21 protein-coding genes are annotated in these 23,071 nt (G+C 68.9%); 15 read left to right on the forward strand and 6 right to left on the reverse strand.

The annotated features are described in order from the left end of the window. The first annotated feature begins 87 nt into the window (after nucleotides 1-87). Nucleotides 88-2,817: a N,N-dimethylformamidase beta subunit family domain-containing protein gene (locus tag HUA75_RS43240; RefSeq protein ID WP_174489764.1), complete on the forward strand. Its 2,730-nt coding sequence runs from the start codon at nucleotides 88-90 to the stop codon at nucleotides 2,815-2,817. A 15-nt stretch (nucleotides 2,818-2,832) separates the two neighbouring features. On the opposite strand, the gene HUA75_RS43245 is transcribed toward HUA75_RS43240, so the two are convergent. Further along, nucleotides 2,833-3,654: an alpha/beta fold hydrolase gene (locus HUA75_RS43245; protein WP_174489765.1), complete on the reverse strand. Its 822-nt coding sequence runs from the start codon at nucleotides 3,652-3,654 to the stop codon at nucleotides 2,833-2,835. Between the two features lie 317 nt (nucleotides 3,655-3,971). On the opposite strand from HUA75_RS43245, the gene HUA75_RS43250 reads away from it, so the two are divergent. The 8 genes from HUA75_RS43250 to HUA75_RS43285 are packed head-to-tail and all read left to right on the forward strand — an operon-like array spanning nucleotide 3,972 to nucleotide 10,953. Then, on the forward strand, nucleotides 3,972-4,454 hold the full coding sequence (locus tag HUA75_RS43250; protein ID WP_181790569.1) for a Na+/H+ antiporter subunit E: 483 nt from the start codon (nucleotides 3,972-3,974) through the stop codon (nucleotides 4,452-4,454). Continuing rightward, nucleotides 4,447-4,737: a monovalent cation/H+ antiporter complex subunit F gene (locus HUA75_RS43255; RefSeq protein ID WP_141642529.1), complete on the forward strand. Its 291-nt coding sequence runs from the start codon at nucleotides 4,447-4,449 to the stop codon at nucleotides 4,735-4,737. The genes HUA75_RS43250 and HUA75_RS43255 overlap by 8 nt, the downstream gene beginning before the upstream one ends. Then, nucleotides 4,734-5,048 carry a monovalent cation/H(+) antiporter subunit G gene (gene mnhG / locus HUA75_RS43260; RefSeq protein ID WP_141642528.1) on the forward strand — a complete coding sequence of 105 codons (315 nt, stop codon included), beginning with the start codon at nucleotides 4,734-4,736 and terminating at the stop codon, nucleotides 5,046-5,048. Before HUA75_RS43255 ends, mnhG begins: the two co-directional genes overlap by 4 nt. Then, the gene (mbhE, locus tag HUA75_RS43265) at nucleotides 5,045-5,977 is read left to right on the forward strand and encodes a hydrogen gas-evolving membrane-bound hydrogenase subunit E (protein WP_174489767.1); all 933 of its coding nucleotides are present in this window, start codon (nucleotides 5,045-5,047) and stop codon (nucleotides 5,975-5,977) included. The genes mnhG and mbhE overlap by 4 nt, the downstream gene beginning before the upstream one ends. After that, nucleotides 5,974-6,303: an NADH-quinone oxidoreductase subunit K gene (locus HUA75_RS43270; protein WP_141642526.1), complete on the forward strand. Its 330-nt coding sequence runs from the start codon at nucleotides 5,974-5,976 to the stop codon at nucleotides 6,301-6,303. Before mbhE ends, HUA75_RS43270 begins: the two co-directional genes overlap by 4 nt. Further along, on the forward strand, nucleotides 6,300-7,727 hold the full coding sequence (locus HUA75_RS43275; protein WP_174489768.1) for a complex I subunit 5 family protein: 1,428 nt from the start codon (nucleotides 6,300-6,302) through the stop codon (nucleotides 7,725-7,727). Before HUA75_RS43270 ends, HUA75_RS43275 begins: the two co-directional genes overlap by 4 nt. After that, nucleotides 7,724-9,208, forward strand: coding sequence for a monovalent cation/H+ antiporter subunit D family protein (locus tag HUA75_RS43280; RefSeq protein WP_217446545.1), 1,485 nt, complete (start codon nucleotides 7,724-7,726; stop codon nucleotides 9,206-9,208). The genes HUA75_RS43275 and HUA75_RS43280 overlap by 4 nt, the downstream gene beginning before the upstream one ends. Beyond that, on the forward strand, nucleotides 9,205-10,953 hold the full coding sequence (locus HUA75_RS43285; RefSeq protein WP_174489769.1) for a complex I subunit 5 family protein: 1,749 nt from the start codon (nucleotides 9,205-9,207) through the stop codon (nucleotides 10,951-10,953). Before HUA75_RS43280 ends, HUA75_RS43285 begins: the two co-directional genes overlap by 4 nt. Nucleotides 10,954-11,030: 77 nt before the next feature. Here the strand turns inward: HUA75_RS43285 and ileS are convergent, their stop codons facing one another. The 3 genes from ileS to HUA75_RS43300 all read right to left on the reverse strand — a co-directional run bounded on the left by ileS (nucleotide 11,031) and on the right by HUA75_RS43300 (nucleotide 16,133). After that, nucleotides 11,031-14,777 carry an isoleucine--tRNA ligase gene (gene ileS / locus HUA75_RS43290; RefSeq protein WP_174489770.1) on the reverse strand — a complete coding sequence of 1,249 codons (3,747 nt, stop codon included), beginning with the start codon at nucleotides 14,775-14,777 and terminating at the stop codon, nucleotides 11,031-11,033. A gap of 60 nt (nucleotides 14,778-14,837) precedes the next feature. Further along, nucleotides 14,838-15,380: a hypothetical protein gene (locus HUA75_RS43295; protein WP_141642522.1), complete on the reverse strand. Its 543-nt coding sequence runs from the start codon at nucleotides 15,378-15,380 to the stop codon at nucleotides 14,838-14,840. A 150-nt stretch (nucleotides 15,381-15,530) separates the two neighbouring features. After that, nucleotides 15,531-16,133, reverse strand: a complete 603-nt coding sequence (locus tag HUA75_RS43300; protein WP_141642521.1) for a TetR/AcrR family transcriptional regulator — start codon at nucleotides 16,131-16,133, stop codon at nucleotides 15,531-15,533. 61 nt (nucleotides 16,134-16,194) lie between these two features. Between HUA75_RS43300 and HUA75_RS43305 the strand changes: the two genes are divergently transcribed. The 6 genes from HUA75_RS43305 to cqsA all read left to right on the forward strand — a co-directional run bounded on the left by HUA75_RS43305 (nucleotide 16,195) and on the right by cqsA (nucleotide 21,526). Next, nucleotides 16,195-16,626, forward strand: coding sequence for a DUF4345 domain-containing protein (locus HUA75_RS43305; RefSeq protein ID WP_174489771.1), 432 nt, complete (start codon nucleotides 16,195-16,197; stop codon nucleotides 16,624-16,626). 208 nt (nucleotides 16,627-16,834) lie between these two features. Next, nucleotides 16,835-18,190 carry an AHH domain-containing protein gene (locus HUA75_RS43310; RefSeq protein WP_174489772.1) on the forward strand — a complete coding sequence of 452 codons (1,356 nt, stop codon included), beginning with the start codon at nucleotides 16,835-16,837 and terminating at the stop codon, nucleotides 18,188-18,190. Nucleotides 18,191-18,203: 13 nt separating this feature from the next. Further along, a complete protein-coding gene (locus HUA75_RS43315) occupies nucleotides 18,204-18,773 on the forward strand; it encodes an imm11 family protein (RefSeq protein WP_174489773.1) in 570 nt (189 codons plus the stop codon). A 63-nt stretch (nucleotides 18,774-18,836) separates the two neighbouring features. After that, nucleotides 18,837-19,409, forward strand: a complete 573-nt coding sequence (locus HUA75_RS43320) for a helix-turn-helix domain-containing protein (protein WP_174489774.1) — start codon at nucleotides 18,837-18,839, stop codon at nucleotides 19,407-19,409. Next, entirely contained in the window at nucleotides 19,406-20,125 is a 720-nt protein-coding gene (locus HUA75_RS43325) for a CPBP family intramembrane glutamic endopeptidase (RefSeq protein ID WP_174489775.1), read from the forward strand. The genes HUA75_RS43320 and HUA75_RS43325 overlap by 4 nt, the downstream gene beginning before the upstream one ends. Nucleotides 20,126-20,272: 147 nt before the next feature. Next, nucleotides 20,273-21,526, forward strand: coding sequence for an alpha-hydroxyketone-type quorum-sensing autoinducer synthase (gene cqsA, locus HUA75_RS43330; protein ID WP_174489776.1), 1,254 nt, complete (start codon nucleotides 20,273-20,275; stop codon nucleotides 21,524-21,526). Here the strand turns inward: cqsA and HUA75_RS47355 are convergent, their stop codons facing one another. Beyond that, nucleotides 21,527-21,757, reverse strand: coding sequence for a hypothetical protein (locus HUA75_RS47355; RefSeq protein WP_254628070.1), 231 nt, complete (start codon nucleotides 21,755-21,757; stop codon nucleotides 21,527-21,529). Between the two features lie 217 nt (nucleotides 21,758-21,974). Next, nucleotides 21,975-23,069, reverse strand: a complete 1,095-nt coding sequence (locus HUA75_RS43340) for a BamA/TamA family outer membrane protein (protein ID WP_174489778.1) — start codon at nucleotides 23,067-23,069, stop codon at nucleotides 21,975-21,977. Nucleotides 23,070-23,071 lie beyond the last annotated feature (2 nt).

Raw genomic sequence — 23,071 nt, forward strand, 5'->3', positions numbered from 1 at the left:
CCATTGTTGGCGGCCGCCCACTCGAGGGCAGGACGGATTGAGAGGGATTCGGTCGGCGATGACAACGGGCGCGGGAGGGGTGCGCGCATGGGGTTGGCAATCGTCTTGATGATGGTGGGCATGATGTCGGTCACTCCGGAAGGCCCCGAGGCACGTCGTCCCGGCACGACGGAGTGGAGGCTGAGTCAGACCGCCACGGGCGCCCAGTTGGAGGGATACGCCGGAGCGACCAGCGTGCAGCGGGGCGAGTCCATTGACATCCACGTCCGCACGGACGGCGCGCGCCCCGTGAGCTGGGAGCTCTTCCGCATGGGCTATTATGGGGGCACCGGCTCCCGGAAGATGGCGTCGGGCGGCCCCCTCACCATTGGCCCCCAGCCCACGCCCGTGGCGGACCGGACGACGGGACTGGTCGAGTGCCGCTGGCCCACCAGCTTCACCGTCCCCACGCAGGCGAGCTGGCCCAGCGGCGTCTACCTGCTCAAGCTGCGGCGCGACGACGGGCCCCAGTCCTACGTCATCTTCGTCGTCCGCGCGGACGAGCGGAAGAACACGGGCGTCCTGCAGATTCCGTTCACCACCTTCCAGGCCTACAACGCCTGGGGCGGCGAGAGCCTCTACGCCGACTCCCTGGGACTGTCGGGAGGCCACGCCAAGGTCGTCTCGTTCGACCGGCCCTATGTAGATGGCAATGGCGCGGGTGAGTACTTCTACGCCACGCACAACTTCGTGTTGTGGGCCGAGTCGAAGGGCTACGAGCTGTCCTATGTCACCAATGTCGACGTGGACAGGGACCCCTCCCTGCTGCTGGGGCAGCGGCTGTTCCTCTCGGTGGGGCATGACGAGTACTGGTCCCGCCCGGCCCGGACGGCGGTGGACGCGGCGCTCGCGTCAGGTGTGAACCTGGCGTTCCTTGGCAGTGACACGAGCTGCTGGCTCATCCGCCTGGAGTCCTCGACCGCGGGCGCGTCGCGACGCAAGCAGGTTTGTTACAAGGACGAGGCTCGGACGGAGGACCCGCTCGCGGGCACGCCGCTCGTCACCGTCCGCTGGCGCAACGCGCTGCTCGGTGAGCCGGAGAACGGGCTCGTGGGGGTGATGTCCGATGCGTGGGGAATCATTCCCCAGCCCTACGTCGTGCGCACGCCCGGAGCCTGGCCCTTCGCCGGTACGGGGCTCGCGCAGGGTGACTCCATCCCCGCCGTCGTCGGCTACGAAATCGACCGCGCGTGGACGAACGGTGCTTCTCCCCCGGGCCTCATCCCGCTGGCGCAGTCCCCGGCCATCAGCAACAAGGGCGAGCCCAACTGGCACACCTCCGGCCTCTACACCGCGCCTTCCGGCGCGTTCGTCTTCTCCAGTGGCGGCATCTCCTGGTCTCAAGGTTTGTCCCATCCCCACTTCGCCGACCTCCGGGTGCAGCGCATCACCGACAACGTGATGCGCAAGGCGGGTCTGGTGCCCACGCTCGACGGGGACACCTTCGGTGCGCAGAACCCCCGGCCCGTGGACCGCACGGGCCAGTCCGCCGGGGTCTCCACGTTCGCCGGGAGCGCGTTCCAGGAAGGCTTCGTGAATGGCCCGGCGTCACAGGCGCGCTTCCGCAGGCCCGTGGGTGTGGCCGTGGATGGAACGGGCACGGTGTTCGTGGCGGACACGGGCAACCACGCGGTGCGACGCATCGCCAATGACGAGGCTCGCACCGTCACCACCATCGCAGGCACGGGGACGCCGGGCGTGGGAGAGGGGCCGGGCGCGACGACGGCGCTGCGCTCGCCGGAGTCCATCGCCATCGCCCCGGATGGCACCCTCTACGTGGCGGACACGGGCAATCACCGCATCGTCCGCATCGCTCGGGATGGACGCTGGACGGTGAGCACCTTCGCGGGCTCGAAGGACGCACGACAGGGCAAGAGCGACGGGGTGGGCACCGCCGCGCGCTTCCAGACGCCTGGCAGCGCGACGTTCGCGGGCGCGGACCTGTACGTGACGGACACCTTCAACCATCGGCTCGCGCGCATCTCGCCGGAAGGGAAGGTCACCACGGTGATTGGCGCCCGGGGTTCGGGCAGCACCAACGGCCCCGCCGCGCAGGCTCGCTTCCATCGGCCGACGGCGGTGGCCTTTGGCGGCGGCGCGCTGTGGGTGGTGGACACGGGCAACCGGCTCATCCGGCGGGTGGCGATGGATGCCAGCTTCACCACCTCCACCGTGGCCGGCGCCGTCACGGGGGGCTTCGCGGATGGAGCGGGAGGCGCGGCGCTGTTCCTGCCCATGCTGGGCGCGGCGTATGTCGACGGGCGATTGCTGCTGACGGACACCGGCAACGAGCGCATCCGCGCGCTCGTCGGTGGACAGGTGCGCACCTATGCGGGGACGGGGGCGCACGGCGCGAGGGACGGCGCCGCCGAGCAGGCGACCTTCAGTCTGCCCACGGGCGTCGCGGGACTGCCGAACGGAGACGTGCTCGTCGTGGACCAGGGCGCGTCGACGATTCGCAAGCTGCTCGCGCCGTCGAGCGGCGGAGGCCCGCGTCCGGTGCCACGCATCACCGGAGGTCCCTTCTCCGGTACCTCCGCGCCGCTGGATGTGTTCCTCGATGCGACGACGAGCACGACGACGGACCCGGGGGGCTGGCTTCAGCGCTTCCGGTGGGACCTGGGCGACGGCACGACGTCCGACGCGGCCTACCTGGAGCACCGCTACACCCAGGTGGGCCGCTACACCGTCACGCTCACCGCGACGGATGGCAGGGGCGTGAGTGCTTCCACCACCCAGGTCATCCGCGTGGGCGTGACCGGGGAGGGCACGCCCTGAGTCGCGGCGAAGACGTCAGGACTTCGCGAAGGCGAGCAGGTCCGAGTGGAACTGCTCCCGGTGCGTCACGGAGAGGCCGTGCGGCGCGCCTGCGTAGACCTTCAGCGTGGAGTTCTTGATGAGCTTGGATGACAGGTGCGCCGACGCGCCGATGGGGACAATCTGATCGTCGTCACCGTGGATGATGAGCGTGGGGACGTCGAACTTCTTGAGGTCCTCGGTGAGGTCCGTCTCGGAGAACGCCTTGATGCAGTCGTAGGCGGGCTTGAGGCCACACTGCATGCCCGCGAGCCAGAACGCGTCCCGCGCGCCCTGGGAAACTTTCGAGCCCGGGCGGTTGGCGCCGTAGAAGGGCGTGGTGAGGTCCTTGAAGAACTGGGAGCGGTCGGCGAGCACGCCAGCGCGGATGCCATCGAAGGCCTCGATGGGCAGTCCGCCGGGGTTGGCGGCCGACTTCAGCATGAGCGGAGGCACCGCGCCCACGAGCACCGCCTTGGCCACGCGCTTCGTCCCATGCCGGCCGATGTAGCGGGCCACCTCGCCGCCTCCGGTGGAGAAGCCGATGAGGATGGCGTTCTTCACGTCCAGGGTGTCGAGCAGCGCCGCGAGGTCGTCGGCGTAGGTGTCCATGTCGTTGCCATCCCACGTCTGCGTGGAGCGGCCATGGCCCCGGCGGTCATGCGCGATGCAGCGAAAGCCATTGGAGCCGAGGAAGTAGAGCTGCTCGTCCCAGCTGTCGGAGCTCAGCGGCCAGCCATGGCTGAAGACGATGGGCTGACCCTTGCCCCAGTCCTTGTAATAGATGCGCGCTCCGTCCTTCGTCGTGATGATGCTCATGGGCGTGACTCCGAGGGGATGACTGCGATGGAGTCACGCTAGCGGTCGACGCCAGGGCTCCCCACCCCCGGGTGGGGTGGAGCGCGGTCCCCCTGTCGGGGGATGACGGCCTCACAGCGCGACAGTCGTCTCGAAGTCCCTGCGTCCGGTAAGCGTCCGGTGACGAACGCGGAGGCTGACTCGGTCCGACGTGGGCCGTGGGGCTGGCACTAGGGTCCTGGCCCGTGGACCCAGGGGATGCAGGCAAGACAGGGAGGAACACGGGGGGGCTCCAGAAGGTGGGGTCCTGGTTCCGTGCGGGCGCCTGGAAGAGCGCGGTGGCACGCGTCGTCTTCGTGGGCATGGCGTGGTGGGCCCTATGCGATGGAGACCCGCGCAGCTTCATCTTCGGCGTGCCCGTCGTCGCGACGGTGTCGGTGGTGAGCTTCCTGCTGAGTCCGCCCCGAAGCTACGGGTGGCGACTCACGGAGGTGGTGCGCTTCGCCGGCTACTTCCTCGCGGGCTCCGTCCACGGCGGCTTCGACGTGGCACGCCGCGCGCTCGCGCCGAGCATGCCCATCTCCCCCGTGTTCGTCCGATATCGGATGAGCCTGCCCGGAGGCGCGCCCCAGACGGTGTTCAGAATCACCCTCAGCCTGATGCCGGGCACGTTGAACGCGGACGTCCTCGGGGACGAGCTGGTGGTGCATTCGCTCGTGGACCGGGGCGAGGGCATCCAGCACGAGTTGAAGAACCTGGAGTGGCGCGTGTCGCGACTCTTCGGACTGGGGCTGCCTCCGCCGGAGCCCGCGCATGCATGAGCTGCGCACGGGCCTGGCCTTCTTCCTCCTCCTGAACATCCTCGCGGGGATGGTGCGAGTCATTCGCGGGCCCACCGTCACCGACCGCTTCATCGTGGCGCAGCTCTTCGGGACGACGGGCGTGGGCGTCCTCATCCTGCTCGCGGCGGATGCGGGCAGGGATGCCTTGCGTGACGTCGCCCTGGTCTTCGCCCTGCTGGCGCCCGTCACCGTCGTGGCCTTCGTACGCTTCGCGGTGGGGAGCGATGCAGCCCCTGGCTCGGACAAGGAGCCGAGGCCATGAGCCCCCTGGACTTCCTCTCCGCGGCGTTCCTCTTCGGCGGCGGCGCCTTCTGTCTGGCGGGCACGGTGGGCGTGCTGCGCTTCCCGGATGTGTATTGCCGGCTGCATGCGCTCACCAAGGTCGACAACCTGGGCCTGGGGCTGGTGGTGGTGGGGCTGGCGCTCCAGTCGGGCTCGTGGGCGACGGCGCTCAAGCTGCTCCTCGTCTGGTTCTTCGTCCTCATCTCCAGCGCCTTCACCTGCCAGCTCATCGCCCGCGCGGCGCTCCGCGGCAGGGGCGCGGCGCCCTGGGGAGGACGGCGGGAGCCATGATGGATGTGCTGCTCGATGGCGTCCTCGCGCTGTGCCTCCCCTTGCTGGCGTGGCTGGTGTTGCGGACCGAGTCGCTGTCCCAGGCGGTGGTGCTCTTCGTCGCGTTCGGACTGCTGTCCGCGCTGGGCTGGGCGCGACTTGAGGCCCCGGACATCGCGCTGGTGGAGGCCGCGGTGGGCACGGGCCTCACCGGCGCGCTGCTGATGCACACGTTGAGTTGGACGGAGGAGACGCCGCCCGACATTCGCGCGCGGGGCCGGCGCAGGCCCTGGGCCCTGCTGGCGGTCGCCGCGTCCACGCTCATGCTCGGGTGGGCCGTGCTCGCGCTTCCCGCCGACAGCCCGGGGCTGGGGCCGCTGGTGGAGGCGCGACGGGAGGAAAGCGGTGTGAAGCACCCCGTCACGGCGGTGCTGCTGAACTTCCGGGGCTACGACACGCTGCTGGAAATCGCGGTGTTGCTGGTGGCCGCGTTGGGGGCGCGGGCGGTGAATCCGCGCAGCGAGCGGCCCACTCCGGACGCTGGAGATGACCCGCTCACCGGAGAGTTGTTCCGGATGATGATGCCGGCCCTGCTGCTGGTGGCGGGCTACCTGGTGTGGGTGGGGGACCATGGACCAGGAGGGGCGTTCCAGGCGGGCGCCATCCTCGCGGGAGGCGGCGTCGTGGCCCTCCTCACGATGCGGATGGGGCCGCCCCGCCTGTCGTCCTGGCAGGTGAGGTGGGCGCTGCTCACCGGGCCCATGCTCTTCATCGGCGTGGCGGTGGCGCCGCTGTTCACCGGGAGGCGTCTGCTGGAGCTCCCGAGGCCATACGCGGGCACGCTCATCTTCGTCGTGGAGCTGGCGCTGACGGTCACCATCGCCATGGTGCTGTTGATGTTCTTCCCAGGCACGCGTCCACCCAGGGCGGGAGCGGAGGGCGAGCCATGAACCCGTGGGCCGTCTACGCGCTGTCGGGTGTGGCGATGTTCAGCGTGGGGCTGGTGGGGCTCTTCTCCCATCAGCACGTGGTGAAGCGCATCCTCGCCTCGAACATCGCGGGCTCCGGAGTGCTGATAGTCCTGGTCGCCCTGGCACGGCGCGCGCCGTCGGGCGTGCCGGACCCCGTGCCTCATGCGCTGGTGCTCACGGGCATCGTCGTGTCGGTGAGCTCGACGGCGCTGGGCGTGGCCCTGGCCCGGCGCATGGCCCGGCTCCGAGCCGACGCGGCACGTGCTTCCGAGCCGCCGCCGGGTTCCGGCGGGGAAGGTCCATGATGGGGGGCACGGCCCTGATGGCGTGGTCCGTCGCCCTTCCGCTGATAGGCGCGGTGCTGTCGCTGCTGGTGGGACGCACGGGGGTGCGCCTGGTCGCGGGCGTGGCCTCCGTGGCCACGCTCATCGCGTCATCGCTGGTGGCCTGGGAGGTCTCCACGCAGGGAGTGCTTCGCCAGCAATTGGGAGGGTGGGGCGCACCGCTGGGCATCGAGTGGCGCGCGGACGGGCTCGCCGCCCTGATGCTGCTGACCATCGCGGTGGTGGGGCCGCTCATCAGCGTCCACGCCTTGGACCACCTGGGGGACCGTGAGGACCGGGATTTCCTCCCGCTGTGGCTGTTCATCTGGTGCGCGCTCAACGCGCTGGTGTTGTCGGCGGATGCCTTCAACCTCTACGTCACGCTGGAGCTGACGACGCTGGGCGCGGTGTCTCTCATCGTGGTGCGCAGGGATTTGCCAGGGCTCGACGCGGGCCTGCGCTACCTGCTCTTCGCGCTGCCGGGTTCGCTGTGCTACCTGCTGGGCATCGCGTTCCTGTACGGCGCCTACGCCACGCTGGATGTGGGGATGCTCGCCCAGCGCGTGCAGTCGGGGCCGGTGACGTGGGTGGCCGCGGGGCTGGTGACGGTGGGGCTGTGTCTCAAGACGCCCCTGTTTCCGCTCCACGTCTGGTTGCCACCGACGTACACGGGCGCGCCCACGCCCGTCACCGCGCTCCTGTCGGCGCTCATCTCGAAGGGCTCCTTCTACGTCCTCTTGCGGCTGTGGCTGGAGGTCTTCGCGCCCGTCCTGGACGCGGAGGTGGGGCAACTGTTGGGCCTGCTCGGAGCGGTGGCGGTGCTGTGGGGCTCGGTCCTGGCGCTGAGCCAGACGCAGCTCAAGCGGGTGGTCGCCTATTCGAGCGTCGCGCAGATTGGCTACATGTTCCTCGTCTTCCCCATGGCGACCAGTGGGGCCCGCGCGGGGGTCATCTATCTGGTCGTCTCCCACGCGGCCGCGAAGGCATCCATGTTCGTGGCGGTGGGCAACATCCATCAGGCGGTGGGCATCACCGAGATGGGGGGTGTCCAGGGACTGGCCTACCGGATGCCCTTCACGTTCCTGGCGATGGCGTTGGGAGGCATCAGCCTGATTGGCATTCCGCCCAGTGGAGGGTTCATCGCGAAGTGGCTCCTGTTGAATGAGTCCATTGGCACTCAGCAGTGGTGGTGGGCGCTGGTGCTGCTGGGAGGCAGCCTGCTGGCGGCGGCATATGTCTTTCGCATCCTCCGGGGCTCGTTCCTGCCGCTGCCTCCAGGCGTCACCGTGCGGTCCATTCCCCTGGGGAACGAGCTGGCGCCGCTCGCGCTCGCGCTCATCGCGCTGTTGCTGGGACTGGTGCCCTGGTTCCCGTTGGACCTGCTGGCCGTCGGTGCGTCGAGATGATGAACACCTGGCTGCCACTGTCCGTGCTGCTCAGCTCGCTGTTGCCGGGGCTCATCATCTTCCTGCTAGCCGAAGAGCAGCGGCGCACGCGCACGGTGCTCAACCTGCTCGCGGCGGTGACCAAGCTGCTGCTCACCGCGGTCATGGCGTGGGGCGTGTTCCAGGGGCGCCAGTACGAGACGCGGCTGCCCTTCTTTCCCAAGGCGGACCTGGTGCTGAGGGCGGACTCCTTCAGCCTGCTCTTCATCACCCTGTCCGCGGTGCTCTGGTTCGTGACGACCATCTACGCGGTGGGCTACCTGGAGGGGACGGACCACCGCAGCCGGTTCTTCGGCTTCTTCTCGCTGTGTGTCGCGTCGACGATGGGCATCGCGCTCGCGGGCAACCTGCTCACCTTCTTCCTGTTCTACGAGATGCTCACGCTGTCGACGTACCCGCTGGTCATCCACCGGGGAACGCCCGAGGCGCTGCGCGCGGGCAACGTGTACCTGCGCTACACGCTGAGCGGGGCCACGCTGCTGCTTGCGGGCGTGGTGCTGCTCTACTCGCTCACGGGCTCGGTGGAGTTCACCGAGCGAGGCGCGCTGGGCGCCGTCGCGTCACACCGCACCGAGCTGGTGGTGGCCTTCGTGCTGCTGATAGCCGGGCTCGGGGTGAAGACGGCGCTGGTGCCGCTCCATGGTTGGCTGCCGGTGGCGATGGTGGCGCCCGCTCCGGTCAGCGCGCTGCTGCACGCCGTCGCGGTGGTGAAGGCGGGAGCCTTCGGCATCACCCGCATCATCTACGATGTGTATGGCGTCTACCTGGTGCATGACCTGGGGGTGATGCAGCCGCTGGCCATCGTCGCCGCCATCACCATCCTCTACGGCTCGGTGCGAGCGCTCCAGCAAGGAGACTTGAAGAAGCGGCTGGCCTACTCCACGGTGAGCCAGGTCGCGTACATCGTGCTGGGTGTCTCCCTCTTCGGGACGGTGTCCACCATCGGTGGGCTGGTGCACCTGGTGCATCAGGGGGTGATGAAAATCACCCTGTTCTTCTGCGCGGGGAACTTCGCCGAGGAGCTGCACGTGCACCGGGTGAGTGAGCTTCGCGGCGTGGGGCGACGGATGCCGCTCACCACGGGGGCCTTCACCATCGCCGCGCTGGGGATGATTGGGATTCCCCCCATCGCCGGGTTCATCTCGAAGTGGTACCTGGGCATCGGCGCGCTGGAGGCGCATCAGCCCTGGATGGTGGTGGTGCTGTTGACGAGCAGCCTGCTCAACGCGGGCTACTTCCTGCCCATCGTCTACTCCGCGTGGTTCCAGGCCCCGCGCGAGGAATGGAAGCCGAGCACCCGGGGGTGGGAGATTGGGTTGCTCCTGCTGCTGCCCACGGTGGCCACGGCGGTGCTGTCGCTCGCCGCGGGACTCTTCGCCGGAGCGGAGCTCAGCCCGCTGGGCTGGACGCGGCTCATCACCGAGCGGGAGTTCCGTCCGTGAGTGGCCATGACCTTGCCTCGCTCGCCGTCATCGCGGCCCTGTGCGTGCCGCTGGTGCTCACGGTGGCGGTGATGATTCCCGTCCTTCGCGGCGTCGGCATGGCGCTGGCGCCGTGGGCCGCGCTTCCGGCGCTCGGGCTGGGCCTGGGGACGGGGGCGTCCGTCCACTGGAAGCCGGTGCTGCTGGGGATGCGGCTGTATGCGCCGGACGAGGTGACGCGGACGTACCTGCTCTTCACCGGGATTCTGTGGCTCTTCTCCGGCCTCTTCGCGCGAGGGTATCTGCGCGACGACTCGCGCCGGGCCTCGTTCTGGGGCTTCTTCCTGGCGACGCTCGCGGGGAACGTGGGCGCGGTGCTCGCGCAGGACGTGGCGAGCTTCTATCTGTTCTTCGCGATGATGACGTTCTGCGCGTACGGACTCGTCGTCCACGAGCGCACCGAGGCGGCGGCGCGGGCGGGCCGCGTCTACATCATCATGGCCCTGCTGGGAGAGGTGTTGCTGCTCGCGGCCTTCTTCCTCACGGTGGGCACGCGCATCAACCTGTCGCTCGCCGAGGTGCCGCGCGTGGTGGCGGAGTCGTCCTCCCGCGAGGTCATCTGCGTGCTGATTCTGGGCGGCTTTGGCGTCAAGGTGGGCGCCCTCCTGCTGCACATGTGGCTGCCCCTGGCGCATCCCGTCGCGCCCGCCCCGGGCAGCGCCGTGCTCAGCGGCACCATCATCAAGGTCGGCGTGCTGGGCTGGCTGCGCTTCCTGCCGCTGGGGCATGCGAGCCTCCCCACGCTGGGCACCGTGTGCGTGGCGGCGGGGCTGACGGCCGCGTTCTACGGAGTCGCGGTGGGCCTCACGCAGCGCGAGGCGAAGACGGTGCTGGCCTACTCCAGCATCAGCCAGATGGGCTTCCTCACGCTGGCGGTGGGGCTCGCGCTGGGGGCCCCGGAGGCGGCTCCCGTGCTCATCGGCGCGGTGCTCGTCTATGCGGTGCATCACTCCCTGGCGAAGGGGTTGTTGTTCCTGGGCACGGGCCTGCTGCCCGCGACGGGCCGCAAGGGCTGGAGGGGTGTGCTGGTGTTGGTGGGGCTGACGTGGTCCGCGCTGGAAATCGCGGGCGCGCCGCTGACGAGCGGGGCCCTGGCGAAGCTCGCGCTGAAGTCCGCGGAGGCCGCCGCGCACGCATCGGAGGCCCTGCCGACGCTGCTCTCCCTGGCGGCCGTGGGCAGCACGCTCATCATGGCGCGCTTCCTGGAACGCACCGTCCCCAAGGCCCCCGAGCAGGGCTCACCCGGGGCAGGGGGGATGTTGCTCACGTGGGTCCTGCTGCTCGTCGTCGACACGGCGCTGCTCCTCTGGCCACCCGTGGGGCGCGAGGAGCTGCCGCACCTGCTCGAGTCGAAGAGCCTCGTCTCGGCGGCGTGGCCCGTCGTCGCCGGCGTGCTGCTGACGGGGCTGGTGTGGCGCTCGCGTCGGTGGCGCTCCTGGCGCGTGCCGGAGATTCCGCCGGGCGACGTGCTCTGGCCCATGGCGCGGGTGCTGCTTCCGGGCTGGCGCCTGCTGACGGCGGGCGCGGACCGCGAGCCTCCCCAGCAGGAAGACATCGGTGAAGGCCCCCCGAGCCGGTTCGCGCGGTTCCGGCGCGCCTCGCTCGACGAGTTCGAGAACGCCGAGGAGGGCCTGAGCCAGCTGAGCCATGTGGGCCTCGCGCTGCTGCTGTTCCTGGGCGTGTTCCTGCTGCTGCTGGTCCGGTGAGACGACGCCAGGGATTGCTTCAACCCCTGGCGTCCCTCCCGCTCAGTCGGTGGTCGACCGGGCGGGGATGAGCGACCTCAGGCGCGCTCCACGCGCAGTCGCGCGGGCAGGCCGTTGAGGTTGACCTCTTCTTCCTGTCCCGTGAGGCCCTCGGGCCCCACGTTGATGGAGTCGGCCAGCGTCTCCCGGGCAATCAGCTCGCGGCCTTCTTCCGTGACGCGCTTCACCCGCGCGTCACCGTCCACCCAGAGGCGGATGCGGTCCGTGTAGCCCAGCTCCATGTCCTTGCGAGCGCCCTGCACGCGCGCCAGCAGCTCGCGCACGAGGCCCTCATCGACGAGCGCCTCCGTCAGCTCGGTGTGGAGCACCACCACGCCCGCGCCCGTGCCCGCGGCCGCGAAGCCGGGGTTGGCCTCCACCAGCGTCTCCAGGTCCTCGCCGGAGAACACCAGCGTCTCGCCCGCGAGCTGGATGGCCACCTGCCCCGTCTGGAGCAGCTCCCGGTGCAGCGCGCGGCCGTCTCCGGTGTCGAACGCCTTGCGCACCGGCGCCAGCTTGGCGCCGAGCCGTCCGCCCACCGCGCGCAGGTTGGGACGCACGCGGAAGCGCACCACGTCCGCGTCCGGGCTGCCCTGCTCCACGAAGCGCACCTCGTGGACGTTCAGCTCCTCGGCGAGCAGGTCCTTGTAGACGGCCAGCCGGTCCGTCATCTCCTTGCGCGCGAGGATGATGTCCGCGCGGGCCAGGGGCTGACGCACCTTGAGCTTGTTGTCCGTGCGGACCTTGAGCCCCGGGGACACCAGCTCGCGCAGGGCGGCCATGTCCACCGCCAGCTCGTCGTCGATGAGGCTGGCGTCGGCGCGAGGGAAGGAGGCCAGGTGCACGCTCTCCGGCTGCGTCTGGGGCCAGGCCTTGCGCACCAGGTTGCCCCACATCTCGTCGGAGAAGAACGGGACGAAGGGCGCGGCCAGGGCGGTGATGGTGGTGAGCGCTTCGTAGAGGGTGAAGTACGCGTCGCGCTTGTCCTGCTCGAAGCCCGGCTTCCAGAAGCGCTCGCGGCTGCGGCGCAGGTACCAGTTGGACAGCGCGTCCACCAGCGCCACCATGCGCTGGGCCGCGTCGTACACCTGATAGGTGTCCAGGCACTTCTCCACGTGGCGCAGCGCCAGCTGGACTTCCGACAGAATCCAGCGGTCCAGCATCGGCCGGGCCTTCACCTCGCGCCAGCCGTGGCTCTTGCGCACGGCCTCCCACGGAGCCTCTGTCGCGTCCGCGTTGCCTTGCGCCGGATTGAAGCCGTCGATGTTCGCGTAGATGGTGAAGAACGAGTAGACGTTGCGCAGCTTGACCTGGAAGTCCTTCTGCAACAGCCGCACGTTCGCCAGGGAGTGGCGCGTGTTGGACCAGGTGGGGCTCGCCGCGTAGAAGAACCAGCGGAACGCATCCGCGCCGGGAGCCTTGGCGGCGGGGTCCTTCACCGTCACGCGCTCGGAAGGCGCCAGGCGAGGCACCTCCACCGGCATGACGCCCGCACCCTTCGCGGACGGCGCCACGCCGAGCGCCTGCAGCTCCGAGGGGGCCAGCAGCACCACGCGGCGCTTGAGCTTCTTGTGCGCCTTCACCGTCGCGGAGATGGAGACGTCCGGCCTGTCCGGGCGGAACAACTGCACCCTGGCGCCTTCCTGCAGGTCCAGGCCCTCCAGGTCCTCACGCGCGATGAGCGCCACGCCCGCCTCCGCCGGCGCGCCCGCCTCCGTGGCGGACAGCACCGCGAAGTCCATGCGCACTTCGTCCAGGATGATTTCGGGCGGCGTGTAGTTGCCCTTGGATTTGGACTCCTTGCGGCCCTCCTTGTCGGAGACGTGGCCCAGCACGATGCAGCTCTTGTACGGGTGCGGCCATTCGCGCTGGGGCGTCAATCCCAGACGGGCCTGCGTCTCCTCGTCGAAGACGAGCGTGCTCACCATGAGCAGCGAGTAGAACCAGCCACGCGTCTGGTCGATGGCCTCGGAGATGAAGTCGGCGGGGAAGGCGCGGTTGAACAGCTCGTGCGAGCCGGGCGCGTGAGGGAAGCCCCACTGCGCGAAGGGCATGCAGCCGGAGTCGAACCACACGTCCACGACTTCGGGCACGCGGTTGAAGCGGCCCGGGGAGCCCGGCTTCTCGTACGTCACCTTGTCGATCCACGGCTTGTGGACGATGAGGTGCTTCGCGTTGGCCTCGTGCGGCTTGCCGGCGAGGAACGCCGCGAGCTCCGCCTCCACGGCGGCCAGGTTGCTGCCGGGCTTGTCACGCAGGGCCTGGAGGGAAGGCACGGCCTCCACCTCGCCCGTCTCCGAGTGAATCCAGAGCGGCAGCGCGGTGCCCCAGTAGCGCTCGCGCGACAGGGCCCAGTCCACGTTGTTGGCCAGGAAGTCGCCGAAGCGGCCTTCCTTGATGTGCTCGGGCACCCAGTTGACGGCGCGGTTGTTCTCGATGGCGCGGTCCTTCACCGCGGTGGTGCGGATGTACCAGGCGGGGCGGGCGTATTGGATGAGCGGGTCGTCGTCCGCGCGCCAGCAGAAGGGGTACTCGTGCTTGTACTGCTCGGTGACGAGCAAGAGCCCGCGCTCCTTGAGGTTGCGCTGGATGTCCTTGTCCGCGTCCTTCACGAAGCGCCCGGCGACGAGCGGGACTTCCTCGGAGAAGGTGCCGTCCGGCTTGACGGCGCAGAACAGCTCCATCGCCTCCGGCTGGAGGAAGCGCGCGCGGTCCTTGCGGAACGCGTCGTAGTCGTCCTCGCCGAAGGCGGGGGCGATGTGGACGATGCCCGTGCCCGTGTTGAGCGTCACGAAGTCCGCGCCCAGCACGCGCCAGGCGCGGGTGTCGTCTCCGCCGTCGCGCAGCTTCAGGCGCGTGTCACCTTCGCTGGCGAAGTACGTGTCGAAGGGCGGCAGGTAGCGCTGGCCCACCAGCGCGCTGCCCGGCTGGGTGGCGAGGATGGGCAGGTCCTTCTTGAGCTTCTTGGCCAGCTCCTCGCGCAGCGCGGCGGCGATGATGAGCTTGCGGTCGCCGGCGTCCACGGTGACGTAATCCACGCCCGGGTTGACGGCCGCGTACATGTTGGACGGCAGCGTCCACGGGGTGGTCGTCCACACGAGCAGCGAGGTGTCCGGCGCGTCGCGCAGGGGGAAGGTGACGTAGACGCTCGGGTCGTCCACCGTCTTGTAGCCCAGGCCCACCTCGGCGGAGCTGAGCGCGGTGCCGCCCTGGGGCCACCACCACACCACTTTGTGGCCCTGGTAGAGCAGGCCCTTCTTGTGCAGTTCGGCGAGCGCCCACCACACGCTCTCCACGAAGCCCCGGTGGTAGGTGACATAGGCCTGGTTCAGGTCCACCCAGAAGCCGATGCGCTCGGTGAGCCGCTCCCATTCGGAGGTGTAGCGAAAGACGGACTCGATGCAGCGCTCGGTGAAGGGCTCCACGCCGTAGCGCTCGATTTCCGCCTTGCCGTGGATGCGCAGCTCCTTCTCCACCTCCACTTCCACGGGCAGGCCGTGGGTGTCCCAGCCGGCCTTGCGGGGGACGTAGTGGCCGCGCATCGTCTGGTAGCGGGGGAACAGGTCCTTGATGACGCGGGTGAGGACGTGGCCGTTGTGGGGAAGGCCGTTGGCGGTGGGCGGGCCCTCGTAGAAGACGAAGCTCTTGGCGCCTTCGCGTGCCTCGAGCGAGCGCTCGAAGATGCGGCGGTCCTTCCAGAAGGCGAGGATGCGGCGCTCCTCGGCCGGGAAGTCCATCTCCGCGGGCACGGCGTCGAACAGGGGGGCGGGCGCTGTCTCAGGCATGGTGCCGTGCTTGATAGCACCGCGAGCCTGGGAGGGAAGGGGCCCCGAGGGGGGAGGGGCCTAGTCCCAGGGGAACATGGGCTCCAGGGTGCCCTTCGAGGTCCACTTCGCCGGAATCTTGGCTGTCAGGACGAGTCCCACCTCACGGCCGTGCCGGGTGCGTCCGGGCAGGCCGGGGCCGGCGGCGCCTGGCTCGGAGAGGGGGATGCCGAAGCGCACGCCCACCGAGCCGAAGACGAACGTCACGAAGGGCGCGATGTGCAGGCCGGTGGTGGGCAGGTGCTCGCGGGTGCCCGTCTCGTGCATCACCCCGAGCTCGACGCCACCGAAGACCAGGGTGCCCTGGATGCCCGCGCCGAGGCGGGCGTGGCCCTCCGTCATCCACTGGGCCTGGCCGAAGACGCCCAGGGCGGTGATGCCGTCCAGGACGTTGAAGGTGGTCTCCACGCCCAGGCCCAGCTGGGGCTTGCTCGAAAGCGGTGTCGCGCTGAGCAGCGGGCCAATGGTGAACCAGCGCTCGTTGTTGGGGAGGTAGGGGTCGGCCCGCGCGGACAAGGGGGCCCCGAGCAACACCAGGACGAGAAGGGAGAGGCGCGTGGACATGGACTCGCGGGATTGCAACCGGTGTACCTCGCGCTCACCGCCTGCGGACCGTGGGAGGGAGGCGTGCAACGGATTGCACAGCGCGCAGCGGGTGGCGCGGGTGAGCAGCGGGTCGTGGTGCGCGCGGCCCTTGTGCGTTCGAGGCGCAGCTCAGGTGGCGGAGCGTGGGGCGCGGACCAGGAGCCTCCGCGCGGTGCGCAGCAGCAGGTCCTTGTAGCGTGGCTGTGCATAGCCGCGCTCGAGGGTCAGGTGTTCCCAGTTCCGTACCGACAGCAGCGTCCAGAGCAGGTCGGTGGCCTCGCCCGGTGTGAAGTCGGGTGAGAGGGTGCCATCGGCGCGGAGCGCGGCGACGGCGGCGGCGCAGCCTTCGCGCATGTCCTCCATGCGCTTGCGCCACGCAGCGGCGGCCTCTTCGTCGGTGTCGCTCATGGCCATCAGTGCCTTGGCCACGCCGCGAATCTCCGGGATGTAGTCGGCCCAGGCTCCGACATAGGCGTCCAGGCGCTCGACGCCGCTTCGGGCGGTGCGGCTGGGGACAAGGCGCGCCCGCACGTCTTTCAGTTCGTCCAGATAGAGCGTGGTGGCGATCAGCAGGGCCGCCCGCGTGCCGAAATGCAGATAGACGGCCTGCCGGCTGAGCCCGGCCTTCCGAGCGATGTCACTCATCCGGACCGCCTGGCCCTGGCCGGTCTCCAACAGGTGCAGCGCGGCCGCGAGGATGCGGGTCCGCGTCTCGGGTGATTCACTTGACATGATGTAAAGTCGCGAATAATCACTGTCGAGTCAATTGACACGGTGTCAAGCGAGGACGGCGATGCGGAACAGAGTGACGAAGACGGTGCTCCTGGTCGCGGGCGTCAGTGGGAGTCTGATTGGCACGCCGCTGTTGTTCATCCCCAAGGTCTTCCATGGCTGGAGTGGCATCGACCTTGGCGGCCAGGTCAGCCTGCTGAGCGAGGTGCGTGCTCCGGGCGGGGCGTTGCTGGCCTGCGGACTGTTGATCATGGCCGGGGCGCTCTGGCCTCGAATGACCTTCACCTCTCTGGTGGTGTCGACGACGCTCTACTTGTCCTATGGCGTGTCGCGAGTCCTGAGCCTGGTGTTGGATGGCGCGCCCGCGCCCGAGCTGGTGGCGGCGATGGTCGCCGAGCTGTTGATTGGCACTCTTTGCGCGGCGCTACTGCTGGGACGCGAGCGCGCGAACTCGCGCCCCCTGACGCCTCCGGAGGCGGTTCCGAACGTCTAGGAAGGACAGGCGCCCTGGAGGGAGCCTGCCGTCGCGAATCGGATGCTCTTGGCGGGTGCAATGGTTTGCACCGCGCGCGTAGCGGGTCGTTGTCGCCCAAGGGGTGGGGTGGACTCCGTTGTCCGCCTTGAATGCTACGCTTCATCGCCGTTGCCCCCGTGTACTTGTTTGTGTCGGGAGCCCGGGGCCTCTGCGGGGAGCGTGTCGGATGAGGCTGCCTTGCGCTGTCGTGTTGTTGCTCGTGTCGCTGCTGACGGGGTGTGCCGCGACGCGTGGTGTGCGCTTGGAGACGGGGGGCGGCGAGGTCATCGCATTCACTCCACACGCCGCTGACTCCGCGCCTGTCGCGTTGGACGAAGACGAGTTCATGCGGGCCATGGGTCTTGAGGGGCGAGGAGTTCGTCTTCCCGTGAAGGCCCAGGAGGCGGCGCGACGCCTTTTCGAGATGGGTGCGCGAGGAGGTGAGTACCGATTCGATGCGCGCACCCGTCACGTGACGCCGCTGGAGTCGGGTGCGCACCTGGAGGTGGAGGCCACCGAGACGGAGCGGGCCATGACGCGCGCCTATCTGGAGTGGTGCGAGCGGACAGGGAGGCGTGGCGACTGTCTCCAGGTGTTGGTGGATGGCGTGCGGCTGGAGGGGGATGGCCGCTACGCGCTGGCCATGGCGCTCGCGCATGGGGCGGTGCTCGAAGAGATGTTGGAGGCGTTCCAGGACATGGCCGACCCGAGCGCGATGGTGGCGGCGGCGATGTGGACGGGGACGATGTACCTGATTCTCTGGACGGTGCCGGAGCCAGTGAGCAAGGGGCTGGCGGCGGTGATGACGGCGACGCTGATTGCCTACCTGGGCGTGGACACGTTCTGGAGCCTGACGACGGGCTTCACGCGGTTGATGGAGGAGGCGGACCGGGCGCGGACGTTCGATGAGCTGCGGGTGGTTGGCGAGCGGTACGGCAAGGTGATGGGCCGGAATGCGGCGCGAGCCTTCGCGTTGCTCGCGACGGTGGCCATCGGGAACACAGCGGCGGGCTTCGCGGGGAAGGTGCCGATGCTACCCGGTTCGGCGCAAGCGTCCGTGCAGGCTGCATCCCAGGCGGGAGTCGTCCTGTCGGCCGTGGGGGAAGTGCGGGCCGTGGCGGTGGTTGGCGAGGTCGTCACCCTGGCGGTGGCCGCTGGGGCAGTGTCCGCGACGGCGCAGGGGCTGGGTGGAGCGGTCGTGGGCCCGGTGGATGCGAAGGGGCACGACCACCACATCGCCACGGACAAGTGGTGGGAGTCCACGAGTGGCGGTGGGCCGTGGTCACCCAGGTTTCAGAAAATCTTCGACAAGGCGGGCCTGTCGCTGAACGATCCAGCGAACATCGTCCACATCAAGGGACACAAGGGACCTCATCCTCAGGAGTACCACGAGAAGATATTCGAGCGGCTCATCGAAGCGACGCGCACATGCCGTAGCATTCAGCAGTGTCGTGTGGCACTTGCTGCGGAACTCAATCGGTTGGCGCGGCAGATCTCCAAAGCAGGAACCGAACTCAACCTGATGGTGACCCGAGGCCGCTGACCCGAGCGCTCCAATGACAACGCGCTACTTCAAATTGTCGGATGACATGACCCTCAAGGGGCGCTGGCTGCTTGGTGCGCCGACCGACTCGAACGGTGGTGAAATAGAAGCGTGGGGGGTGTTCACCGAGGGAACGCCCGTGCGAGACCCAGGACCTTTGAAGTTGCCGGTCGATGTTCCTGGCCAGCCCTTGGACTTTTCACTCGCGGCGTTCGGTACTCCCGTGGTCCACGCTCGGGTGGCGACCCTCCTTGCCCGGATGGCACCTGATGACGTCCAGCTTCTTCCCGTCGCGATTCAAGGGGAGATGGAGCAATTCCTCATCCTGGTGGCGACAAGGCTTGCTCGCTGTATCGATGACGCCGCCTGTCGAGAGGTGGAGCGCTGGACAGCGGAGGACGAACAGCCAGAGAAGGTCGGCCAGTACCGAGATATCTCCGGGCTGCGAATTGACCCACGAAAAGTGGGTGATGCGAAGGTCTTCCGAACCTGGGGATGGTCCATCGCCCTGATTGTCTCGGAGGAAATCAAGGTCGCGCTGGAGCAGTTCGGCGCCACCGGAGTGAGGTTCACCGAGGTCTGATGACCTCGAGCGGTCATTCCATATTCCATCAAATTTGGAATAGGCCGTGCTACGAACCCGGGCATGGCACCCCGCAGAAGCTCCATCCGCACGCCGCTGCGCACGCTCGAGACGCTCACCTCTCCCGCCCGGCAGGAGTTGATCGAAGCCCTTACCGAAGGTGAGGCCACGGTGCGCGTGCTTAGCGAGAGGCTGGGGCGCAGCCGCCAGGCGCTCTACCATCACCTGGGCCTGCTGGAGCGAGCCGGCGTGGTGCGCATCGCCAGGGAGCAAGACGGCGAACGGCACTACGCCGTGCGGGCCGAGGCCCTCCGGATGCGCGCGAGGCGCGCGACGCGCGTCGAGGTGGAGACGGAGGTGCGTGCCGCCCAGTCCATGCTTCGCCTCACGGGACGCGAGGTCGAAGCGGCCCTACGAGACAGTCGCCTGCGCCGCGCGGCCCCGCAGCGGGAGCTGGTGGCGGTGCGCGCCAAGGCCCGGCTGAGTCCCGCCGCGCTGCGCGAACTCAACCAGCACCTTGAAGGCATCCGCGACGTGCTCACCCGGGCCGGCGCGAGCAGTCCTCGCGGGAAGGCCTATGCCGTCACCCTGGTTCTCACTCCTGCCAGGGAGGCAGGAAGGAGTCACAGCTCATGAGGGCCTCGGAGCATCTGCTGATCGCGCTGCTGCTGCTCGGCTTCCCTGTGTACGTGGCGATTGCGCACCGTGGATTCGAGCGGGCACTGCGTGACGGCGACGCAGGAGCAAGACTGCGCGACTACCGGCGCACCATGGTCGCGCTCTGGGGCATGACCCTGCTCGCGCTGGGCCTCTGGTGGTGGCGCGGAGGCGCATGGGAGGTGTTGGGGCTCACGCTGCCTCCCGGGGGCAGGTCCCTGGTCGGCGCCGCGCTGACGTTGGTGCTGCTGGGCTTCCTCGCACTGCAGCAACGCGCGCTGCGACACCTTGGGGCCGATGGGCGGGAAGAACTCGGCCGGCGGATGGGCGCGGTGGCCGAGTACCTGCCGCGGACGCCCACTGAGTACCGCGGCTTCCAGGCGCTCGGCATCACCGCGGGCCTGTGTGAGGAGCTGCTCTACCGAGGCTTCCTCCTCGCGTACCTGGAGCCCTTCGTGGGCCCGTGGCTCGCGGTGGTGCTCGGGGCGCTCGGCTTCGCGGCCGTGCACAGCTACCAGGGCGTCGCGGGCGTGGTCCGTACGGGGCTCATCGGGTTGGCGCTCGGTGCGCTGTACACAGGCACCGGCTCGCTGCTGTGGCCGGTACTCATCCACGCCGCCGTCGACCTGCAGGCCGGGGCTGCTGGCTGGGCGCTGCGGGGTCCGAGCCTGGCGACCACCGCGTCACGGCCTTAGGCCCATGCCACCCTGTGTTTGACCGACTCCCCGCTCAATGACCCGAGGCCCATGCGTGCGGTCCGGCGGGCAAGGCATTGCCTCGATGCCAGATTGAGCGGAACCCCTCTTCGTCACATCGCCAGAGTCGAACCTCTCTCCGGTGCCATGACAGACCATGCACCCGAGGCGAAGGCGACGGAAGGCGTCAGCCCTCCAGTTCCTGGCTTCTTACAGCGCAAGCTCCACGACTTCGAGAAGCGGATTCAGCGCTGGGAGTCGCCGCGACACATCCTCGACGGTCTGTCCCCCGGGCCAGGAGCCATCCTGCTCAACGGCAATGACTATCTCTCCCTGTCGAAACACCCCCGGCTCGCCCAAGCGGCGATGGAGGCCGTCTCCCGGGAAGGGCTGGGCGTGATGATGTCGGGCGTGTTCCAGCGCGGGGAGCATCCTCGGCATACCTTGGAGCAGCGGCTCGCCGCGTTGCTTCGCGCGGAGTCAGGCATCCTGTGCCAGTCCGGTTACTGTGCGAATGTGGGCCTGCTGGAGTGTCTGGCGGACGAGCAGGTGCCTGTCTACATCGACCGGATGGCGCACGTGTCTCTCTGGAGAGGAATCCGGAGCGCTGGCGCCACCGCCGTGCCCTTTCGTCACAATGACGTCGATGACCTGCGGCGGCGCATCACGCGCTTGGGCCCCGGTGTCATCGCGGTGGACTCGGTCTACAGCACGAACGGTTCCGTCTGCCCGCTCGCGGATGTGGCGGAGCTCGCCTCGCGGCACGGCTGCGTGTTGCTGGTGGATGAATCCCACTCCCTGGGCACGCACGGGCCCCGTGGCGCGGGGATGGTGGTGGGGCAGGGGCTGCTGGAGCACGTCCACTTCCGGACCGCGAGCCTGTCCAAGGCCTTCGTCGGACGTGCTGGCTTCGTCGCCTGCATGCGCGGCTTCGAGCGCTACTTCGAGATGACCTCGGGCCCCGCCGTCTTCAGCTCCGCCGTACTGCCACACGACATCGCGGCGTTGCTCGCGGCGCTGGACCTCATCCGCGACGCGGACGCACGTCGTCAGCGCCTGCACGCGAATGCCGCGTCCCTGCGCGCGCGTCTGGAAGAACTGGGCTACGACCTGGACGGCGGCTCGTCACAGATTCTCGCCCTGCAATCCGGTCTGGAGGCTCGAACACTGCGCCTCAAGGACGCGCTGGAAGCGCGGGGCATCTTCGGCTCGGTGTTCTGCGACCCGGCCACGCCCGTGAAGCACTCGCTCGTGCGCCTCTCTGTTCACAGCGAGCTGAGCCAGGACGACCTCGACCACGTCGTCGACGCGTGCCGGGAAATCCGGGACGAAGTAGGCCTGTCGAGCTGGGCCTCCACCCGGCGCCACGCGGACGTCTCGTCAGCGGCGCTCCCAGCGTAGTCAGGGAATGGGTCGGTCCAGGACGGCCTGGTCAAACCACACGTCATCCACCTCGCCATCGGTCAGGAAGCGCCACCCAGGTGGAAGGGCAAGGTAGGGCAACACCAGAGGACACCACTCCTCCAGGTGCTCGACGTGCAGTGCCTGGAAGTAGTCCACATCGGTGCTGAGTTCCCCCTCTCCCGCCCAGAAGAACCAGCCGACACCGCCCGGCTGGGTGCTGTATCGCACGCCGTATATCGGCATGGCCCCGGACCGCAGGTTTCGTGCGATGGCTACTCGGGTGCCGGCTGGGATGGGTGAGAACTCGGCCCCTGCTCGATGGCAGATTCTCTGCTGTGCTTCGTTCAGCGTCATGGGAGGACGGCGTGGTGAACCTGCGTGATACCCGCACTCATAGGTTCCGACGCGTCGTCGCGCAAGCAAGGGAGCAGGGGACGAACGACGCTCAGAACGCCTCGCCGATGTTCAGATAGAAGCTCGGCTCCGAGCCATACGCCACATCGAGCCGGATGTTCACCGGGACATCCGAGAGCGGAGCGAAGCGCAATCCCACGCCGCCCGCGGGCTTGATGTCCCCCGTGTCCATGTCCTTCAGGCTCCGCGCCACCGTCGCCGCCGATGCGAAGGCCACGCCTCCCAGTCGCCAGAACAGGGGCGCCCGGTACTCCACCTGCGCCCCCAGATGCTGGCGCTCGCGGAACCGCCCCTCCAGATAACCCCGGCTCAGCTCCATGCCGCCCAGCCTCCCCGTGTCATAGAAGGGCGGCTCGCCATCTCTCAGCTCCACCAATCCTTGAAACGCGAGCACGTGCCGCTGTCCCCACGGCAGGGACACGTAGCGCCGGGCATCCAGGCGCAAGAGTCCGAACGTGTAATCAGAACCCCATGCCCCGCTCGCCCGGCGCAGGTTCAGCCGTCCCAGGAAGCCCGTGGTGGGATTCAGCGTGTTGTCCCGCGAGTCATACAGCGCCGTGAGCCCCAGTTGGAGTGTGTCTCCGCCCTCGGCGCCCGGCATGTTCCGGACCGCGCCGTCCTCGGCCCGCTTCGTGATTCGCACGTGCTGCGCGCGCAGCGTGGGCCCGACATACAGCCGGGGCGCGATGCGCCACTTCGGACTCAGCTCCAGCTCGAAGAAGACGGGCGTGAAGTCCTCCTCGTCGGCGACTCGCGTGTTCGCCCCCATGCCGTAGAACCGGTCCGGAAAGCGCGCCGCGCTGAGCGTCGCCGTCAGGTTGAGCCGGTCCTCCAGGAAGTACACATCCGGCTGGAGCAGCACGGTGAACTGTCCCCGCACGCTCGCCGCCGCGGCCAGGAGCACCTGGGACTCCCTGCGGCCACTGCCCTCCGGAGGTTGGTATACGAGCGAGCCCGCGCCCCCGAGCAGGAAGCTCGTCTCCGGTTGATACGCGGGCAGGACGAAGGGGACGACGCTGAACTTCCCACGCCCGTCCAGGGGCGCCTGGGGCGGAGTCTCCGGTACGACCTCGGGCGTGGAGGCGAGCAGGACGCCGAGCACTGTCACGAGTGAGAACGGTGTCATGG

The organism is Myxococcus sp. CA040A, from assembly GCF_013336725.1.
GTDB classification, from domain to species: domain Bacteria; phylum Myxococcota; class Myxococcia; order Myxococcales; family Myxococcaceae; genus Myxococcus; species Myxococcus llanfairpwllgwyngyllgogerychwyrndrobwllllantysiliogogogochensis.

What these genes read in the sequence shown, in the direction of transcription:
- HUA75_RS43255 (WP_141642529.1), top strand. Translation starts at nt 4,447, where the DNA reads ATGCATGAGCTGCGCACGGGCCTGGCCTTCTTCCTCCTCCTGAACATC.
- cqsA (WP_174489776.1), top strand. Translation starts at nt 20,273, where the DNA reads ATGACAGACCATGCACCCGAGGCGAAGGCGACGGAAGGCGTCAGCCCT.
- HUA75_RS43270 (WP_141642526.1), top strand. Translation starts at nt 5,974, where the DNA reads ATGAACCCGTGGGCCGTCTACGCGCTGTCGGGTGTGGCGATGTTCAGC.
- mbhE (WP_174489767.1), top strand. Translation starts at nt 5,045, where the DNA reads ATGATGGATGTGCTGCTCGATGGCGTCCTCGCGCTGTGCCTCCCCTTG.
- HUA75_RS43275 (WP_174489768.1), top strand. Translation starts at nt 6,300, where the DNA reads ATGATGGGGGGCACGGCCCTGATGGCGTGGTCCGTCGCCCTTCCGCTG.
- HUA75_RS43245 (WP_174489765.1), bottom strand. Translation starts at nt 3,654, where the DNA reads ATGAGCATCATCACGACGAAGGACGGAGCGCGCATCTATTACAAGGAC.
- HUA75_RS43295 (WP_141642522.1), bottom strand. Translation starts at nt 15,380, where the DNA reads ATGTCCACGCGCCTCTCCCTTCTCGTCCTGGTGTTGCTCGGGGCCCCC.
- HUA75_RS43320 (WP_174489774.1), top strand. Translation starts at nt 18,837, where the DNA reads ATGGCACCCCGCAGAAGCTCCATCCGCACGCCGCTGCGCACGCTCGAG.
- HUA75_RS43310 (WP_174489772.1), top strand. Translation starts at nt 16,835, where the DNA reads ATGAGGCTGCCTTGCGCTGTCGTGTTGTTGCTCGTGTCGCTGCTGACG.
- HUA75_RS43340 (WP_174489778.1), bottom strand. Translation starts at nt 23,069, where the DNA reads ATGACACCGTTCTCACTCGTGACAGTGCTCGGCGTCCTGCTCGCCTCC.
- HUA75_RS43300 (WP_141642521.1), bottom strand. Translation starts at nt 16,133, where the DNA reads ATGTCAAGTGAATCACCCGAGACGCGGACCCGCATCCTCGCGGCCGCG.
- HUA75_RS43315 (WP_174489773.1), top strand. Translation starts at nt 18,204, where the DNA reads ATGACAACGCGCTACTTCAAATTGTCGGATGACATGACCCTCAAGGGG.
- mnhG (WP_141642528.1), top strand. Translation starts at nt 4,734, where the DNA reads ATGAGCCCCCTGGACTTCCTCTCCGCGGCGTTCCTCTTCGGCGGCGGC.
- HUA75_RS43240 (WP_174489764.1), top strand. Translation starts at nt 88, where the DNA reads ATGGGGTTGGCAATCGTCTTGATGATGGTGGGCATGATGTCGGTCACT.
- HUA75_RS43325 (WP_174489775.1), top strand. Translation starts at nt 19,406, where the DNA reads ATGAGGGCCTCGGAGCATCTGCTGATCGCGCTGCTGCTGCTCGGCTTC.
- HUA75_RS43305 (WP_174489771.1), top strand. Translation starts at nt 16,195, where the DNA reads ATGCGGAACAGAGTGACGAAGACGGTGCTCCTGGTCGCGGGCGTCAGT.
- ileS (WP_174489770.1), bottom strand. Translation starts at nt 14,777, where the DNA reads ATGCCTGAGACAGCGCCCGCCCCCCTGTTCGACGCCGTGCCCGCGGAG.
- HUA75_RS43280 (WP_217446545.1), top strand. Translation starts at nt 7,724, where the DNA reads ATGATGAACACCTGGCTGCCACTGTCCGTGCTGCTCAGCTCGCTGTTG.